Source organism: Ornithinimicrobium sp. CNJ-824, from assembly GCF_001942405.1.
Classification (GTDB): Bacteria; Actinomycetota; Actinomycetes; order Actinomycetales; family Dermatophilaceae; genus Ornithinicoccus; species Ornithinicoccus kibberensis.
Genome location: NZ_MKKA01000007.1, coordinates 1 through 17,205, shown reverse-complemented (window position 1 = coordinate 17,205; position 17,205 = coordinate 1). Strand labels below are relative to the sequence as shown.

The 17,205-nt window shown below is 68.6% G+C and carries 13 protein-coding genes, 1 tRNA gene and 1 pseudogene; 7 read left to right on the top strand and 8 right to left on the bottom strand.

All coding sequences use genetic code 11. The features are described from left to right. Positions 1-75 precede the first annotated feature (75 nt). The 3 genes from BJF81_RS02975 to BJF81_RS02965 are packed head-to-tail and all read left to right on the top strand — an operon-like array spanning position 76 to position 3,768. A complete protein-coding gene (locus tag BJF81_RS02975; protein ID WP_083663960.1) occupies positions 76-1,767 on the top strand; it encodes an ABC transporter permease subunit in 1,692 nt (563 codons plus the stop codon). 1 nt (position 1,768) lies between these two features. Beyond that, complete coding sequence (locus BJF81_RS02970; RefSeq protein ID WP_083663953.1) at positions 1,769-2,704, top strand: sugar ABC transporter permease; 936 nt, start codon at positions 1,769-1,771, stop codon at positions 2,702-2,704. Beyond that, the gene (locus BJF81_RS02965; protein ID WP_083663952.1) at positions 2,701-3,768 is read left to right on the top strand and encodes a LacI family DNA-binding transcriptional regulator; all 1,068 of its coding nucleotides are present in this window, start codon (positions 2,701-2,703) and stop codon (positions 3,766-3,768) included. Before BJF81_RS02970 ends, BJF81_RS02965 begins: the two co-directional genes overlap by 4 nt. Positions 3,769-4,018: 250 nt before the next feature. Here BJF81_RS02965 and otsB read toward each other — a convergent pair whose 3' ends face one another. Next, a complete protein-coding gene (gene otsB, locus BJF81_RS02960) occupies positions 4,019-4,819 on the bottom strand; it encodes a trehalose-phosphatase (RefSeq protein WP_075957095.1) in 801 nt (266 codons plus the stop codon). Between the two features lie 82 nt (positions 4,820-4,901). Next, a pseudogene (locus BJF81_RS02955) lies at positions 4,902-6,340 on the bottom strand (alpha,alpha-trehalose-phosphate synthase (UDP-forming)); the annotation flags it as partial. Positions 6,341-6,463: 123 nt separating this feature from the next. Between BJF81_RS02955 and BJF81_RS02950 the strand changes: the two are divergent. The 4 genes from BJF81_RS02950 to BJF81_RS02935 all read left to right on the top strand — a co-directional run bounded on the left by BJF81_RS02950 (position 6,464) and on the right by BJF81_RS02935 (position 10,946). Beyond that, on the top strand, positions 6,464-8,218 hold the full coding sequence (locus tag BJF81_RS02950) for a serine/threonine-protein kinase (protein WP_143780637.1): 1,755 nt from the start codon (positions 6,464-6,466) through the stop codon (positions 8,216-8,218). 185 nt (positions 8,219-8,403) lie between these two features. Next, positions 8,404-9,561 carry a transglycosylase family protein gene (locus BJF81_RS02945; RefSeq protein WP_075957093.1) on the top strand — a complete coding sequence of 386 codons (1,158 nt, stop codon included), beginning with the start codon at positions 8,404-8,406 and terminating at the stop codon, positions 9,559-9,561. Positions 9,562-9,607: 46 nt separating this feature from the next. Beyond that, positions 9,608-9,680: transfer RNA gene (locus BJF81_RS02940), tRNA-Thr, on the top strand. Between the two features lie 339 nt (positions 9,681-10,019). Next, complete coding sequence (locus BJF81_RS02935; RefSeq protein ID WP_237769982.1) at positions 10,020-10,946, top strand: tyrosine-type recombinase/integrase; 927 nt, start codon at positions 10,020-10,022, stop codon at positions 10,944-10,946. A gap of 149 nt (positions 10,947-11,095) precedes the next feature. On the opposite strand, the gene BJF81_RS02930 is transcribed toward BJF81_RS02935, so the two are convergent. The 6 genes from BJF81_RS02930 to BJF81_RS02900 all read right to left on the bottom strand — a co-directional run. Then, positions 11,096-13,228, bottom strand: a complete 2,133-nt coding sequence (locus BJF81_RS02930) for a hypothetical protein (protein ID WP_202817409.1) — start codon at positions 13,226-13,228, stop codon at positions 11,096-11,098. Between the two features lie 234 nt (positions 13,229-13,462). Continuing rightward, positions 13,463-13,870, bottom strand: a complete 408-nt coding sequence (locus BJF81_RS02925; protein ID WP_143780636.1) for a hypothetical protein — start codon at positions 13,868-13,870, stop codon at positions 13,463-13,465. Between the two features lie 67 nt (positions 13,871-13,937). Next, a complete protein-coding gene (locus BJF81_RS02920; protein WP_143780635.1) occupies positions 13,938-14,396 on the bottom strand; it encodes a hypothetical protein in 459 nt (152 codons plus the stop codon). Continuing rightward, positions 14,380-15,075 carry a hypothetical protein gene (locus BJF81_RS02915; RefSeq protein WP_075957089.1) on the bottom strand — a complete coding sequence of 232 codons (696 nt, stop codon included), beginning with the start codon at positions 15,073-15,075 and terminating at the stop codon, positions 14,380-14,382. The genes BJF81_RS02920 and BJF81_RS02915 overlap by 17 nt, the downstream gene beginning before the upstream one ends. Positions 15,076-15,124: 49 nt before the next feature. Next, entirely contained in the window at positions 15,125-15,778 is a 654-nt protein-coding gene (locus tag BJF81_RS02910; protein ID WP_075957088.1) for a hypothetical protein, read from the bottom strand. A gap of 1,016 nt (positions 15,779-16,794) precedes the next feature. Continuing rightward, on the bottom strand, positions 16,795-17,205 hold a 411-nt coding region (locus BJF81_RS02900), incomplete at its 5' end, for a cadmium resistance transporter (protein WP_075957086.1).

Sequence of the window (17,205 nt, the reverse complement as noted above, 5' to 3'; positions counted from 1 at the left end):
GCCGTGCGTGCGCACCTCCCGGGGCGCGACCGCACGGCATACCTCCCCCTCCGGACCGTCCTCGAGGAGACATCGATGTCCCAGACCGTCGCCGACCCGCCCCGGTCCGGCCCGCCGCAGGACCCGCACGTCAGCGAGGTGGCCCACACGCCCGTGTGGGTGACCGTGACCAGGTGGGTGCTGATCGCGCTGACGATCGGCGTGCTGGCCTACGCGGCCCAGCAGGCGATCGAGGCCGGCGCCTGGCTCATCGTCATCGTCGTGGCGTTCATCGCCATGTCCGTGCTGGTCGTCTACTCGACGCGGCGGTTCATCCCGCTGAAGTACCTGCTGCCCGGCCTGATCCTGCTGCTGCTGTTCCAGATGTGGCCGATCGTCTACACGGCGGCCACCGCCTTCACCAACTACGGCGACGGGCACACCCTGTCCAAGGAGGAGGCGATCTCGGCGATCCAGGCGCAGTCGGTGCGCCAGGACCCCGACGCCCCCCGCTACGGGATGTCGGTCGCCGTGCCCGAGGGTGCGACGGTGCAGAACGGCGAGCTGTCGCTGCTGCTGACCGTGCCCCCCGCCGAGGACGCCGGCGAGCTCGAGGAGGGCGCCGAGGAGGGGATCGGCGCCGCCGAGCTGGGCGAGAACGTCACCGCCGACGGCTTCCAGCTGTTCGTCGGCACCGAGGAGGGGCTGGAGCCGCTGGCCGCCGAGGGCGTGGAGGTGCGCGGCAACGGCACCATCGGCGCGGCGCCCGGCTACCGGGTGCTCAACCTCATGGAGGCCAACCAGCGGGCCCAGGAGGTCCAGGACTTCGCCGTGCCCGTCGGGGAGGACGGGGCCGCGGTCAAGCCGGCCACCACCTCGCAGGCGTTCGTGGGGCAGCCCACGATCTCCTACGACGAGGAGAACGACGTCATGGTCACCGCCGAGGGCAAGCGCTACGTGGCCCAGGACGGCAACTTCGTCCCCGAGGACGGCCAGGGCGCTGTGCTGCCCGCCGGGTGGACCGAGAACGTCGGCTTCGACAACTTCCTGACGATCTTCACCGACCCGACCTTCCGGGGCGGCTTCCTGAAGATCTTCCTGTGGAACCTGGCCTTCCCGCTGCTCAGCGTGGCCAGCACGTTCATCCTCGGCATGCTGCTCGCGCTGCTGTTCAACGACCCGCGGCTCAAGGGCAAGGGGATCTACCGGTCGCTGCTGATCCTGCCCTACGCGCTGCCGATCTTCGTGACGGGCCTGGTCTGGGCGGCGATGTTCAACCAGCAGTTCGGCCTCATCAACGAGGTCACCGGGCTGAACGTCAACTGGCTCGGCGACCCGTGGGCGGCCCGGGCGGCGCTGCTCATCACCAACCTGTGGCTGGGCTTCCCCTACATGTTCCTCATCACGACCGGGGCGCTGCAGTCGATCCCCAACGACGTCAAGGAGGCCGCGGCGGTCGACGGCGCGGGCCCCGTGCGCACGCTGGTGTCGGTGACGATGCCGCTGCTGCTCGTGGCCGTCGGTCCGCTGCTCGTGGCCAGCTTCGCCTTCAACTTCAACAACTTCACGTTGATCTACCTGGTGACCAAGGGCGGCCCGTTCGACTCGGGCAACAGCCTGGTCGGCAACACCGACCTGCTCATCAACTTCGCCTACCGGCTGGCGCTGGAGTCCGGGCAGCCCAACATCGGGCTGGCGTCCGCGGTGAGCATCGTGATCTTCATGCTCGTCGGTGCCATCAGCTACATCGGGTTCCGCCAGTCCGCGGCCCTGGAAGAGGTGAACTGAGATGACTCAGCCCACGGCCGAGACCCCCGCCGCCGACGCCAACGCCCCCGCGCCGGTGCCGGAGAGCAAGAAGGCTGCCGCGAGCGCCGTGTCCAAGCCCCGGTCGGGCGTGTGGTGGCGGCACGCGCTGGCGATCGTCGCCCTCGTGTGGGCGTTGTTCCCGGTGATGTTCATCCTGTCCGCGGCGCTGAACCCGGCGGGCACGCTGAGCGCGTCATCGCCGATCCCGCAGCACTTCTCCGGGAAGAACTTCTCCGACCTGTTCGCCTCGACGACCTTCCCGTTCTGGACCTGGTTCCGCAACAGCCTCATCGTCGCCGGCCTGGGCACGGTCTTCCAGGTCTTCATCGGCGCCGCCGCGGCCTACGCCTTCTCCCGGCTGCGCTGGTCGGGCCGTCGCCCCGGCCTCATGGGTCTGCTGCTGGCGCAGATGTTCCCGGCGCTGCTGGCCTTCCCGGCGCTCTACGTCATGTTCCTGCGGATCGGTGAGGTCCTGCCGACCGTGGGTCTGAACACCCTGTGGGGCCTGCTGCTGGTCTACCTGGGCGGGGCGATGGGGGCCAACGTCTGGCTGCTCAAGGGCTACTTCGACACCATCCCCAAGGAGATGGACGAGGCCGCCAAGATGGACGGCGCCAGCCACGCCCGGATCTTCTTCACGATGACCCTGCGCCTGGTGGCGCCCATCCTGGCGACCGTCGGCATCCTGGCCTTCGTCATGCTGTGGGGCGAGTTCCTCCTGGCCAGCATCTTCCTGCTCGACCAGGACCAGCGGACCCTCGGCGTCGGCCTGTACTCGCTGAACATGGCCGACCGCAACCGCTACTTCGGCATGTTCAGCGCCGGTGCCCTGGTCGCCTCCATCCCGCCGGTGCTGGTCTACCTCTCCCTGCAGAAGCAGCTCATCGGCGGGTTGACCTCCGGCGCGGTGAAGTGACGACTACGCCGGCTTCTCCGGCCCGCCGCGCCGGCAGCGGCGAGGCCGGCGGGAGCCGGGGTCGTCTGGCCGACCTGGCGGCCTACGCCGGGGTCAGCGAGGCCACCGTCAGCCGCGTCCTCAACGACAAGCCCGGCGTGGCGTCCGGCACCCGGCAGTCCGTGCTCACCGCCCTCGACGTGCTCGGGTACGAGCGGCCGAGCAAGCTGCGCCGCAGCAGCGCCGGGCTCGTCGGCCTGGTCGTCCCCGAGCTGACGAACCCGGTCTTCCCGCTGTTCGCGCAGCACATCGAGACCCACCTGGCCGCGGCCGGCTACACCCCGGTGCTCTGCACGCAGACGCCGGGCGGTGTGCACGAGGACGAGTACGTCCAGATGCTGCTGGACCGAGGAGTCTCGGCCATCGTGTTCGTCAGCGGCTACCACGCGGACTCGCGCGCCGGGATCGAGCGCTACACCCGGCTGCGCGACCGGGGTCTGCCCATCGCGCTGGTCAACGGCTACCGGGAGGGGGTCGAGGCGACCTTCGTCAGCCATGACGACCGGGGCACGATGCACCTGTCGGTGGGGCACCTGCGCGACCTGGGCCACACCCGCATCGGCTTCGCCACCGGGCCGGCGCGCTACGTGCCGGTCCAGCGACGGGTCGAGGGTTTCCTGGAGGCCATGGACGGCCTCGAGGGCGTCGACGCCGAGGGGCTGGTGCGCACGACCTTCTTCACCGTGGAGGGCGGCGCGTCGGCGACCCGGCAGCTCGTCGAGGCGGGGGCGACCGCCATCGTCGCCGGCTCCGACGTCATGGCGCTGGGCGTCCTGCGGGCCGCCCGTCAGCTGGGGCTGCGCATCCCCGAGGACCTCTCGGTCGTCGGGGCCGACGACGTGCCGTTCATGTCGTTCGTGGACCCGCCCCTGACGACCGTCCGGATGGACGTCCCCGGCATGTCCACCGCGGCGGTCGGGGCGGTCATGGAGGAGATCGCCGGCGAGACGGTCCAGCACCGGGAGTACCTCTTCGAGCCCGAGCTCATCCTGCGCCGCTCCACGGCGGCCCCGCCCCGGGACTGACTCCCGCCGGAGCGCCGGGAGGTCGCCGGTCGGCACCGTGCCGGCGTGTCGCGCACTGTGCCGATCCCGTTGCGGCGTGTCGCTGCCCCTGGCGCGCTTTGTGCAGCACGTGTCCTGCACCCCTGCGGGACACGCCGGCAGTGGGGGGTATCGATGTGCGGGACACGCCGGCGGTGGGGTTCAGCAGTGTGCGGGACACGCCGGCGGTGGGACGGCGGTGGGATTTCGGCGAGGTGCGGGACACGCCAGGTCAGTCGGCCGGCCGCTGCTCCCGCCGGGCGGCCTCGATGGCCCGGAAAACCTCGACGAGGGCCGGCTCGTCGGGCACGCGGAACTGCGCGGACGTCTCGCCCTCGCCCACGCGGACGGTCAGCCGGCGCCCGGCGCGCTGCCGGTCCGGGTCCTCGGCCAGCGCGGTGAAGCCCTGCTCGTCGGTCAGGTCGTCCCCGGCGTAGAACACGGCGTCCACCCCAAGCTCGTCGGCGAGGGCGACCAGCGCGGTGCCCTTCCCGACATGCGCGACGGCCAGCTCGAGGACCTCCTTGCCGGGGGTGACCACGAGCGAGGGATGCCGCTCGCCGAGCGCGCGGGCCGACTCCAGGGCCGCGGCGCCGGCCTCGGGGTCCAGCCCCCGGGTGTGCAGCACCCGCCCGGCCGGCTTGTCCTCGATGCGCGTCCCGGGGTGCCGTTCGGCCACGGCACGCAGGTCGGCCGTCAGCGTCTCGAGCAGCGCCCGCTGCCCGTCGTCGAGCGCCAGCCCGTCGGGGTGCCGGGAATCCTCGGCGCCGTGGCTGCCCACGAGCAGGAGCGGGTCGGTCGCGCCGGACAGCGTGCGAAGCGGCTCCAACGCCCGCCCGGACACGAGGGCGACCGTGGTCCCGGGCAGGTCGGCGAGCGCGGTGAGCGACTCCATACCCCCCTCGACGGGGTGGGAGTCGTCCGGGTCGAGCACGAGCGGGGCCAGCGCCCCGTCGAAGTCGGTCGCGACAAGGATCCGGGGCAGGGCGGCGAAGCTGCCGACGGCCTCGGCGAGCGGCGGGGGCAGGCTCATGACGGCTCCTCGGGAGGGCAGGGGGTCGACGGGTGCGTCAGGGCGATGTGGATGCCGGCGCTCAGCGGCGGGAGCGCACCCGGGGTCGATGGGGCGCCGAGGCCAGGGCGGCCAGGAACTCCTCGGCCCACGTCTGCACGTCGTGGCGGCGGACCCGGCGCCGGAGCGCGGCCATGCGGCGGCTCTTCTCGGCCGGGTCGTCCCGGATGGCCCGCACGATCGTCTCCTTCAGGCCCTCGATGTCGTGGGGGTTGCACAGGTAGGCCGCGCGCAGCTCCTCGGCGGCCCCGGTGAACTCGGACAGCACGAGGGCGCCTCCGCCGTCGTGGCGGGCGGTGACGTACTCCTTGGCCACGAGGTTCATCCCGTCCCGCAGCGGGGTGACGAGCATGACGTCGGCCACCTGGAAGAGGGCGGCCATCTCCTCGCGCGGGTAGGACTGGTGCAGGTAGTGGACCGCGGTGTCGCCCAGGTGCGAGAAGTCGCCGTTGATCCGGCCCACGGTCGCCTCGATCTGCTCGCGGAGCGTGCGGTAGGCCTCGACCCGCTCGCGGCTGGGGGTGGCGACCTGGACGAAGGTGACGTCCGGGGGAGCGATGTCGCCGTCCTCGAACAGCTCGCCGATCGCGCGCAGCCGGTGCCGGATGCCCTTGGTGTAGTCGAGCCGGTCGACCCCCATGAGCACGACGTCGGGGTCGCCGAGCGACTCCCGGATCTCGCGGGCCCGCTCACGGACCTCGGGGGAGTCGGCCAGGCGCTGGAAGCCGGAGGCATCGATCGAGATCGGGACCGAGGCGGCCCGCACGGTCCGCGGCCCGGCGCCCGTCCGCCCGTCGTCGGTGCCGTCCCAGCGCACCTGGTCGCCGGCGGCGCGGGCCCCGAGCACCGCCCGGCAGGCGCGCCGGAAGTTGCGGGCGTCGTCGGGGCGCTGGAAGCCCAGGAAGTCGGCCCCGAGCAGGCCGCGCAGGATCGAGGCCCGCCAGGGGAGCTGGGCGAAGAGCTCGACCGGCGGGAAGGGGATGTGGTCGAACCAGCCGATCCGCAGGTCGGGTCGACGGTCGCGGACCATCGCCGGGACCAGCTGGAGCTGGTAGTCGTGCACCCACACGGTCGCGCCCTCGGCGGCCACCTCGCAGACCGCCTCGGCGAACCGTTCGTTGACCGCGCGGTAGCAGTGCCACCAGGACCGGTGGAAGGTGGGCGGGACGATGACGTCGTGGTAGAGCGGCCACAGGGTGTCGTTGGAGAAGCCTCGTAGTAGTCGGCGATCTCCTCGGCCGACAGCGGCACCGGGACCAGCCGCAGCGGCCCGTCGTCGAAGGGTTCGGGGGCCTCGCCGGGGAAGCCTGCCCAGCCGACCCAGGCGCCCTCCCGGTCGCGCATGACCGACTCCATGGCGGTGACCAGGCCTCCGGGGCTGGTCTGCCAGGTCGTGGTGCCGTCCGGTTCGACGTGCCGGTCCACCGGCAGCCGGTTGGCGGCCACGACGAAGTCGTAGGTGCCGCGTGCGGACGAAACCATCTGCGCTCCTCGTTCGTTGACCTGTGTCGACTCCGTCCGCCAGCCTAGTGATGGCCTGCGGAGTCCGCCCGCCGGACCTGCTGACCGGGTCCCCCGAGGAGGAGACCGCATACCGTGGACCCCGTGACGACCGAGCTGCCCCGCACCCCCGGTGCCGACCCGACCCGACGGGTCCCGGTCGTCGTGCCGCGTCGGCTGGGCGGCTACGAGCTCCTCGAGCGGATCGGGGAGGGGGGTATGGGGGTCGTGTGGCGGGCCGTGGACGACCGGGGACGCCAGCTGGCCGTCAAGGTGCTGCGCGAGCACATCGCCCACGACGAGCAGGCCCGGGCCCGGCTCCGGCGCGAGGTGCGCACGTTGGCCCGGGTGCACCACCCGCGGGTCGCGGCGGTCGTCGATGCGGACGTCGACGGACCGGCCCCCTTCGTGGCGACCGAGTACGTCGCCGGCCGCCCGCTGGACGAGGTCGTGGGACGGTCCGGGCCGCTGCACGGGGAGGAGCTGCTGCGGCTGGGCCGCGGACTGGGGGAGGCGCTCGAGGCGATCCACCGGGCCGGGATCGTCCACCGGGACCTCAAGCCGGGCAACGTGCTCATGGTGCGACGTCAGGACGGCACCGGGATGGACCCGGTCGTCATCGACTTCGGGATCGCCCAGGTCGCCGACGACGTGCGGCTGACGATGACCGGGATGGTCATGGGGACGCCGGGCTACCTCTCGCCCGAGGTCGTCGAGGGCGGCGACGTGGGACGGGCCACCGACTGGTGGGGCTGGGCGGCCACGCTGGCCTACGCGGCGAGCGGGGAGCCGCCGTTCGGCCGGGCGCCGATGACCGTCGTGCTCGACCGGGTGACGCGGGGACGGCTCCGGCTCGACGGCGTGGACCCCGCCCTGCGGCCGCTGCTGGCCGCTGCGCTGGATCCCGACCCGTCCCGACGACCCGCGCAGCGGCAGCTGCTCGAGGGCCTGGAGCGCTATGCCCGGGGGGAGGACGTCACCGGTGTCCTGCCCTCGAGAGCGCCTCGTGGGGGCGGTGGCGTCGGCGGGCACGAGGGCGGCCCGCGCGACCGGGACGACACCCGCCGTCAGCCGGTGGTCGACCCCACCCGGGGGCTTCCCCGGCAGCCCAGGCTGGTGGCGGTGCCGCCTCCGCCCCGGGACGCCGCGGAGAGCGACGCCGGGCGTCCCGCGGTCCCGCAGGCGCAGCCGGGGACCGACGGGGCATACCCCGTGGCGGCGGGGGAGCAGGGCGGGCCCGACCCCCGGATCGGGCGCAGCCGCCGGACCGGGACGCTGGCGGCGATGCTCGTCGGGTTCGTCGGCCTGGCCTCGACGGTGCCGGTCCTGGCGTGGGGGCTGTTCGCGCTGTGGGGGGTGGCCGCCAGGACGGTCGACGCCAGCCTCACCACGCTCGTGCTGCGCCGCCACGAGGCCGGACGACGACGCAGCGACGTGCCGGTGCTGGTCGCCGCGTCCCCATGGCACCTGACCCGGGGGGTGCTGGCCACCCTCCTCTCGCTGCTGCTGCCGGTCGGGCTGGCGGTGCTGGTCGCCCTCGTGGTCGCGGGGGTGCTGACGACGACGGAGACGATGGTCGGCGTCGGGGTCGAGCACCCCCTGCCGATCGCGGCCGGCTCCCTCGTCGGTGCGCTCCTGGCCTGGTGGGGTCTGTCCGCCACGTCCCTGCGGCGGGGTTCGCGCACGCTGGTGCGGGGCACGGTCCCGGCCGGCCTGCCCACGGTGGCCCTGGTCACCCTGATGCTCGTGGGCGGTGCTGCGCTCGCGGTCTGGGGCGTGCTCGACGCGCCCACCGTTTCCTGGTGGCCGCTGCCCCCGGACGTCGACCCGCCGGACGTGCTGCCGTTCCAGCTCCCGTGACCCACTAGCAGGGTGCACGGCTCGTCCGGGGGACCTCGTCGTATGAAGTGCGTCACACCCGCTTCCCCGTCCGGGGAGGGTGCCTCTACGCTGGTCCGGCTCGTCCCATCCGTCACACCCGTCCCTCGGGTGCGACGCCCGCGGTGCTCGTCCCGGCACCGCGCCCCTGCCGGAAGGACCGCTCCATGGGCTCCACCACCTCCCACCGCACGCCCCGCACCGGGGTGCTCCGGCGTCGCGTCGGCCGGCTGACCCTGGCGGGCGCGACCTCCGTCTCCGCGGTGGGGATGGCCGCGCCGACCGCCGCCGCCGACGACCACAACGTCTGGGACCGGGTGGCCGACTGCGAGTCCAGCGGCAACTGGAGCATCAACACGGGCAACGGGTTCTACGGCGGGCTGCAGTTCTGGCACCCGACCTGGACGGGCTTCGGCGGAGGGGAGTTCGCCCCCTACGCCCACCAGGCGACCAAGCTCCAGCAGATCACCGTGGCCCAGCGCGTGCTCAAGGTCCAGGGGCCCGGCGCCTGGCCGGTGTGCTCGGTGCGCGCCGGGCTGACGATGGAGAACGGGCTGGAGCCCTACGACGGTGCGGCCCCGGCGCCGCGCCCGAGCCGGGCGTGCAGGCACGTGGTGGGTGAGCGCGACGCCCGGGGCGAACGTGCGCTCGGGGCGTCGACGACGTATGCCGTGGTCGGTGCGGCCGCCACGGGGTCGCAGGTCACCGGGACGCTGAGCAACGGGTGGGTGCGGCTCGCGGACGGACGCGGCTGGATCGCCCTGTCGACGCTGACCGACGAGGACCCGGGAGCGTCCACGCCGGAGCCGGAGCCCACGCCCGAGCCGCCCGCCGCATCCACGAGCTGGACGGTGACCGCGACCCTGGGGGCGAACGTCCGGTCGGGCCCGTCCACCTCCTACGCGGTGGTCGGGGGTCTGGCGCACGGGGCGACGGTGCAGGGCGAGTCGTCCACGAACGGCTGGATCAAGCTGGCCGACGGCCGGGGCTGGGTCAGCGGGTCGATCATGAGGGCGGCTGACGGGGCCGTGACCAGCCCCGGGTCGAGCACGATGGCCCCGCTCGTCCTGGACGGCAGCCGTGGCCCGCTGACGGTCAAGGCCGTCCAGCGGTGGGTCGGCCTGCCGGAGACCGGCCGTTGGGACACCACGACGGTCAAGGCGGTGCAGGCCGAGGTCGGCACCCGGGTGGACGGTGCCTGGGGCCCGATGTCCCAGGCCGCGCTGCAGGATCACATCGGCCTGTCCCGCGACGGGTCGACCTACATGAACCATCGCACCGTCGTGGCCCTGCAGGCCTGGCTGAACGCGAACGTCATCGGCTGAGCGACGGCCAGGTAGCATCGACGGTCGGCCGGGTGCTCCCGGCCCGGCTGGCGTGGCGCAATTGGTAGCGCACCTGTCTTGTAAACAGGTGGTTGAGGGTTCGAGTCCCTTCGCCAGCTCTTAGTCTGACCAGCGATTTCACCCCTCTGACCAGCGCAAACGCGGTAAATAGGCCCTGAGTTGACGTGGTCACACGTTGTCAGAAGTGGGCACGAAGTGGCACCCTTGTTGCACGTATGTTGCACGAAATGGGGAGCGGGATGGCAACGAGACGAGGCTTCGGGGCACTGCGGCGGCTGCCGTCGAAGCGGTGGCAGGCCAGCTACACCGGTCCGGATCTGGGGCGGCACACCGCTCCGCACACCTTCGCTTCGAAGGCTGACGCTGAAGCGTGGCTGGTCCACGAGCGCGCGCTGGCGAGCCGCGACGACTGGTTGGCCCCGAGGCGGCGGGCGGAGTTGGCCGAGCGCCTGGCACCACCGACGTTCGCCGAGTTTGCTCGTCAGTGGCTCGCCGACCGGTCCCTCAAGCCGCGGACCCGCGAAGGCTACGAGCACCTGCTGCGGCGCTACCTCGAGCCGGAGTTCGGCGAGCTGCTCGTCTCGGACCTCACGCCGGCCCTCGTACGCCGGTGGTGGGCAGGCCTGTCGCCGGACCACCCGACGGTCAACGCCCGCGCCTACGCACTCCTGAGAGCCATCCTCACCACCGCGGTCACCGACGAGCTCCTCGCCAGCAACCCGTGCCGCGTCCGCGCCGCCTCGAACCCGCCGACCAAGAAGGAGATCCGTCCGGCGACGCTCACTGAGCTGGACGTGCTCGTGAAGGAGATGCCGGACCAGCTCGGCGCCCTCGTCTTGCTCTGCGCCTGGTGCGCGCTGCGGGTGGGGGAGGTCCTCGAGCTTCGCAGGTGCGACCTCGACCTGACCCGCGGCGTCGTCAAAGTGACCCGGGCCGTCTCATGGGTCCGAGGCCAGCCGATCGTCGGCACCCCGAAATCGGCTGCCGGCACCCGTGAGGTGAGCGTGCCGCCGCACATCGTCCCCGCCCTGGAGCGGCACCTGGAGAAGCACGTGCGCCCGGGAGCGGATGCACTGCTGTTCCCGTCCATGCGCGACCACGAGCGCCACATGCAGCCGACTGTGCTGCGCACGGCATGGCGCAAGGCCCGAGACGCCGCCGGGCGCGAGGACCTCAGGATCCACGACCTGCGGCACACGGGCGCGACCATGGCCGCCATGACCGGCGCCACGCTCGCCGAACTACAGGCGCGGCTCGGCCACTCGACCGTCGCCGCCGCGCTGCGCTACCAGCACGCCGCTCAGGGCCGAGACGCGGAGATCGCCGCGAGACTCTCCGACCTCGCCCGTCCAAAAGATGAGTGAAAAAACACCGCTGGCAAGGTGGCGAGCAGGGCGGGGCGTGACATGGCGCTTACGCCCATGTCCGGTTGTACGGATCGCGTGTGTCGCAGAAGCTTCTCCCGAGGGCGAGCCTCAAGAACGCATCGAACTCGCTGCGAGGGGGCGTGCCGTTACGGTCCGGTCAGTTGCAACACATCGGTGTAGAGCCTTCTCAAGTGGGCGTCCGACATATCGATAATGGGCTCATACATGAACGAGTTCACATGGATGTTCTCGGGCGTCATGAGCACCACGCCTCCAAGCAGGTCGCGGGACTCGGCAGTACCTTGGCCGCGGTTCTTGTACGCCTTGAAGAGGGCCTGAGATTGGTTGGCTTGGATGTTATCGGTGAAGGACGGGTCCGCCAGCTCCATGACCATGTGGCTCTCGGACAGCAAGCGGATGGCGATGGACAAGACGATCTTGTTCTCAAAGTTCGCCCCTTCGTCCGCAGTAACTGCCCTGTTTGCCTCGCCGACTATAAGATCAATAACCGGCTCCGAGGACTGGGGCCACGAGCCCACAAGGCCAAAAGTTTCCGCGAAAATTATGTCCAAGTCACCCTGTGTGATCGACGACGTGTCGCTCTTCCAATGAAGAAGCGAAGTGAGTTTCAAGTAGTGTGGGTCGCTCTCGCCCTTCGTGTACTCCAGGATGTTGCGGATAAACGGGATGCAGGCAACCCGCTTCATGCCGTCCGCATAGAAATTCCGCTTGAAGTCGTTAATGAACGGGTTCCTGACACCCGCGGCTTGGCCCAAGACGACCTTAGACTCACCCTTCTGCGCCATGAAGCACCGGTCATACCCGACGACGCCGCGACTCTCCAGCGTGCGGAAGAAGTCGAAGTTGTGAGTGAGAAGGATCATCCTGAAGTTCGGCTGCTCAGACATCTCCTTCAGATACTGGATGATGGCGTACTTGTTCTTGTAGTCAAAAGAGTCGGCGATATCGTCGATAACAAACAGAGTCTCGCGGTCCGACGCCTTCCTGGTCTCGACTTCGAACAGCACGTTGAGGATGTACAACGCCTTCTTCTCCCCGTTGCTTAAGATTTCGAGCAGTTCTCCACGCTCCACGGCAGTCCTCTCGGAACCGTCCTCGAACTCGAAGCCGAGCTTAAGCAAGTTCTCCTGCCCGAGGACCACTCGATCGCGGTTGGTTGCAATTAGCCGGAAGGGTACAAAGAACCGATCGTTGAAGATGTCGATAACCCGTTCCCATTGCGTACTCTCCGCTGCAGCCTGTTGTTCGATCGCCTTCTTGCGTTTCTCTGTATCCTTATAACAGTTGACTACGCGATCGTACAGGGCCTCGTGTGCCTTAATGTACGACTTCCAAACGTTCTGTTCGAACAAGTCCACATTGCTGAACTCTGGAAGCAGTTCAACGTGCTCGGCGATGTAATCGAAGAATGCGCGGGTGTCGACGTTCTTGTTGAGGGCTTTCTCGACTGCATCGAGTTTCTTACGCAGCGTCTCATCATCGGTGATGCGCTTCCTTTCGTCCGCAATGAGGGCATCCAGGTCGGCCTTGCTCGTGATTTCTTTAGGATCCTCGTCCTGCCCTTGAAGCAAGATGGAGTGTCGTGCTGCAAAGAAACCGTTGTCCCCCAGGCTTTTGGTCACATTTGCCGCGTTGTAGAAATTAAAGGACTCCCTGCTGAAGAACGCCGACTCGTCCAGCAGTTCGTTCAATCGAGTCACGTAGTCAGCCAGCGCAGCCTGGATGGCCTGTTGGCGCAGTATCGGCTGCACCTTGCTGTTGAACAGAACGTCGTATGGAACGCTGGCAAAGGGCGTCTCTTCTTGAGCCTCGATCTCATAGCTGAGGCGGACCATTGCGGTGAAGAAGTTGTCTTCCTGCTGAGTAAAGACGCGGGAGACAACTGCGACAATATCTTGTCTAGTCTGCGACTGCTCCTTGAGAGCGATGATCAATTCGTCCCGCGCCTCGATGAGTTCACGCTGGAGCGCCTCGTACTCCTTACGCAATTCTGGGTTCACCAGCAGAACCGACGTAGATTCCGTCGGCCCAAGCTCCTCGTCGTAGGAAAGCACGACGACGACATCCTCTCCCCGAAGTTCTTCGCCGTCTTCATCGACGATACTCCTGGCGGTCGTGCGCTCAGGGAACATGCGGTCCCTCGTCTCGACGCCCTTTGCGAGATCTGCCAGCGTGCGCGCGAACGAGGTCTTCATAGTTCCGTTCGGTGCATAAACGGCCGCAGAGTTGCCACTCTTGAACTTGAAGGAGGCGCTCAAGTCGCGGATTCCATGGCAATTTTTGAGGTCGACAGAGAGTCTTTTCATTGCTCAACTTCGCTCGGGGTGGTTACCAAGGCCGCCTGCTTGGCGCCGTGGACAAGACTAGGCCATTTCGTACGCGGCCAGCCACGACGCGGTGTCCTGAATGAGGCGCGGAGCAGGGCGTGAGTTGGTGGAGCGGCTGCCATGGGTCTTGGGAGAGCACCCGCCCGTGGACCAGGACCAAGTCAGTCAGAGCAGAGTCAGTTCACCGCCAGCATCCATGCGGTAGCGCGGCGTGCTGTCGTCGATCATCACGGTGACGGGTTCGGTGGGAGTCGCCCACCGACCGTCCGGCTGGAGAATGCGTCCGTTCCACATGCAGCCAACGGCGAAGATCACCATGCCATCCTCCTCGATACGAATGGGTCCATCGACCTTGCCGCTGACGTCTAGCACTCCTCGAACGACAGATGGGCCTGAGAGAAGGCCGCTGAGGCTAGCGCGACCTCCGACATCGACGACAACTCCATCGCTGATGACTCCGCTGGCGTACAGGTCGCCGCCCGCGTAGACGCGAACGCCGCGCGTCGCCATCCCCGACAGGTAGGCGGTCTCTTGGAGATCGAGGACGTGGTCGTAGGTCTGGTCGTACCTCATGGCGCCAAGAGTACGGCGGAGCATTCTTGCTCGAGGAGCGTGGTGCGTCCGAGGACATCGGCATTGATCACTCCCGCGTCGGAGCTGCTTCCCCGTCGCCCTGGACCACGCCACCCTGCATCCTCACTAGGGGCAGGAGCACGCCCTCCACGTTCGTCCGGCGCGCCAGGGACGAGAGGTTCTCCCGCAGGTACGGGGTCGCCATCATCACGCCGGTGCTGCGCGAAAACCGCTCGACCAAATCCTCTTCTGGGGCCGTCTCGGATGAGAACTTGATGATGAGCGCCACCTGGAGCTGGGCTACGTCATCCCCATCTTCATCGGTGACAGATGCTTTGGCCTCGAAGCGACTCAAGAAGTGATCCTCGGCGAGAGCGTTACCACCGCCGATATCCACCTCGACGTCGTTAGAAGCGTTCACGCTTTGCTTCTCCGCATGGAGAAGGACGACCTCGATCCACTGGACCTCGACGCCGGCGACAAAAGCCAAATACCGTTCGTCCGCACCGTCAGGAAGAGCGCTCACGGTCCCTCGCGTTCAAATCGAACGACCCCAGGGGGTTCCGGCCGAAAGTTGCACTGATGATATGAGACGGGCTCTTGTAGTGGATAGAGGAAGACACTTCCGGAAGCCGCATCGGTGCCTGCTTGTGAATCACTGCGGACCAGGAGGTGTAGCACGTAGCCACAACGCCAAGTGGATCGGCGGACGGCGTAACGAGAACCTGGTGACCCAGCTCAGCGAGTTGGGACGCGGACAGGTAGGCGACACCCTGCTCCGGGTCGCACCCGACGTTCTCCCGCACCCAGTCCAAGACCTCACGCCAGGAGAACAGCTGCTGCGGCTTGGCCCCAGTACCGACGATCTGTACTGGCCGCGGGAAGGCTTCTCCGCGACGCTCTCCCTGCACCCACAGACGCACGGCTTCCGGCCCAAGCCCAACCCGGCTGGCGATCGTCGCGACAGAGGCGAGCTCGTCGTGGACGCCGGCCACGGAGGCTCGGCTGGCCTGCACCTTTAGGAGCGCAGCGAAGCCGGCCGCGCGAGCCATCACCTCCTGCGCGGACTCCGCGTATAGGGTCGCGAGGCTGAGGGGGCCGTCGGCCTCCAGGTGCACGTCTTTGGTGCCTTCGCCAAACACTTCCCAATCTTGTGGGGCTCGCAGGTCCACGCCTGCGAGCCGGAGCACGACCTTGTAGAGCATGGTCCCTCCTACCTTCCTGGAGACGAGACTACGGCACAGTGTTGGAACTTCACAACGGGGTCGTTCCGTTCCCATCGAGCGCGTCAAGCTGCTTGCAGACGTTCGCGAGTCGGTCCCGCAAGCCGTCCAGACGACCTCGAAGCGGTCGAGTGACCGTCTGTCGGGAGACCTTCTTCAGGACCCCTTCGGCCTCGTCCGCGTGAGACTCAGCTTCATCGCTCCACTGCTGGAGGTCTTCAACCTCTGTCGCAGAGTCCTCCGCGGCGATGGCACGCGCTAGCACCTCGTCCTGGAGGGTGGTGTCGGCTGTCTCGATCTGCAGGCATATCCGGTCGAGTTCTTCGGTAGCGCACTGCTTGCTCCACACGCTCGTCAGGCCCTCTTCGATCCGGTCGATGAGGGCCTCTGCGGTGTCCATCAGCCGGGTGGCTTCGGCGAGCTTTATGGAGGTTGGGTCGAGCCCGTTCGCCTTCTGACAGGCTCTGATCTTGTTGGGTAGGCTGGCGGCGAACATGTCACCGCCGACGGCTGTGTGGTCGACCTTGACGTTGTGACAGCCGTAAGGGCATCTGAGGGTGCCGAACCGGTGGGCGGCGTCTATGTGGTCGAGGAACCATCCCACGGCCTGGGCGTGCTCAAACGCGTCACGCCAGTGCTTCTTGTCATGGCGCGGCCACTCTTCGTCGGCTGTATACGTCCTCATGAGTGGCTCCGGGCGCCGCGCGAGGAGCCGGTGTGCATCCAGTTCCCCATCTGCTCCTGCCTGCGATCTCGGCTCAGGATACGTGATGAGCGTTCCCGGGTACGGTAACGCGCCGTCTACGCACATTTCCATGGGCGATCGGGCAACGGCCGCCTACTCGGGAACGCCCTGCCGAAGCCACTCGCACCACGGGAGAGCGGCGGTGGGTCTCGGGCGAGTTGCTGGCACGCAGTCGCCGTCTACGGGTCGGCGGCGAACCGGCTCAGGCCATGACCGGCGCGCGAGTGCGAGCCACGTCCAGGACGACGCGAGGTGGCCGGGCAGTCCTAACGGAAGCCATCATGCTCTCTCGGTTCAATGCCGGGGGAGGCAAGCTACCAACGGCCCTGGCGACGGTGGAGCCTGTCGTTGCGTGCGTGGTAGGCAGCGACCACCCGGGCCAGAGACGGTTCGATCTCGGCTAGATCCTCGAGGTCCATGCGGTTGCTTCCGAGCGCCCATTCGAGCCGGTTCAACACGTCGACCCACTCCCTGGCGGACCGAGGCGTCCGCGACACGGCCACCTGCACCCGCCTCTCCTCGACGACCCTCTCAACTCGCACGACCTCGACCACGCGGTCGACCACTTCAACCGCAGCAAGACCGGCGTCAGCCGCACGGCGTTGCTCCCAGGCGCGATGGCGGCAGGAGCTGGAGCACCACTTCGGGACGCGTCCCCGAGGTGGCACCGGCACCTCTGTCTCGCACCAGCCGCACAGGATCGTCTGCCCCGGTTTGCGATGAGCGGTGTGAGCGCCCCCACCCCTGGGGGCGCCGCTGTTCGTGGTCTCCATGAGCGCCTCCGACGGGCCGCCGCGGTAGGGACTGTGATCGTGCCAACGATATATCTTACTGGTGGACAGCCCTATTCGAACCAGTCGCTATAGCTGGTCGGAAGCATGCGGTGCCCCGCAGGGCAGGCCTCGGAATGGGAGGCGTCACGCTCCGCCGCTTGGCGCTTCGTAGGGTGCGGGTTGTCAGAGTCCGAATGCGCCGCCGCTGACGAGGATGGCTATGCCGAGGCCGATCAGGACGATTGGGAAGAGCACGTGTTCCCACCGCTCAAGCACCTCGGCGATAGGCCTGCGGGTGGCGACATACCTGGCGAGGAGGACCAGGACGCCGACGAGCAGCAGGAACACGACGCAGAAGATGACCACGGTTGCCGTGCTGACGTTCAGGAACACCGGGACGTAGACGCCGATGTTGTCTCCGCCGTTGGCGAAGGTGACCGCGGCGACAGTCAAGATGCCGACCTTCTTGCCCTCGACCTTCTCGTCGTCGTCGTCACCGTCGCCTCGCCATGCCTGCCACGCCGCCCAGATACCGAGCGCCAGGGGGATGAGCCCGAAGTAGGGAATGGCGCTGGACGGCAGGACCAGCCCGGC

What these genes read in the sequence shown, in the direction of transcription:
- otsB (WP_075957095.1), bottom strand. Translation starts at nt 4,819, where the DNA reads ATGAGCCTGCCCCCGCCGCTCGCCGAGGCCGTCGGCAGCTTCGCCGCC.
- BJF81_RS02915 (WP_075957089.1), bottom strand. Translation starts at nt 15,075, where the DNA reads ATGCTCTACAAGGTCGTGCTCCGGCTCGCAGGCGTGGACCTGCGAGCC.
- BJF81_RS02970 (WP_083663953.1), top strand. Translation starts at nt 1,769, where the DNA reads ATGACTCAGCCCACGGCCGAGACCCCCGCCGCCGACGCCAACGCCCCC.
- BJF81_RS02975 (WP_083663960.1), top strand. Translation starts at nt 76, where the DNA reads ATGTCCCAGACCGTCGCCGACCCGCCCCGGTCCGGCCCGCCGCAGGAC.
- BJF81_RS02925 (WP_143780636.1), bottom strand. Translation starts at nt 13,870, where the DNA reads ATGAGGTACGACCAGACCTACGACCACGTCCTCGATCTCCAAGAGACC.
- BJF81_RS02945 (WP_075957093.1), top strand. Translation starts at nt 8,404, where the DNA reads ATGGGCTCCACCACCTCCCACCGCACGCCCCGCACCGGGGTGCTCCGG.
- BJF81_RS02910 (WP_075957088.1), bottom strand. Translation starts at nt 15,778, where the DNA reads ATGAGGACGTATACAGCCGACGAAGAGTGGCCGCGCCATGACAAGAAG.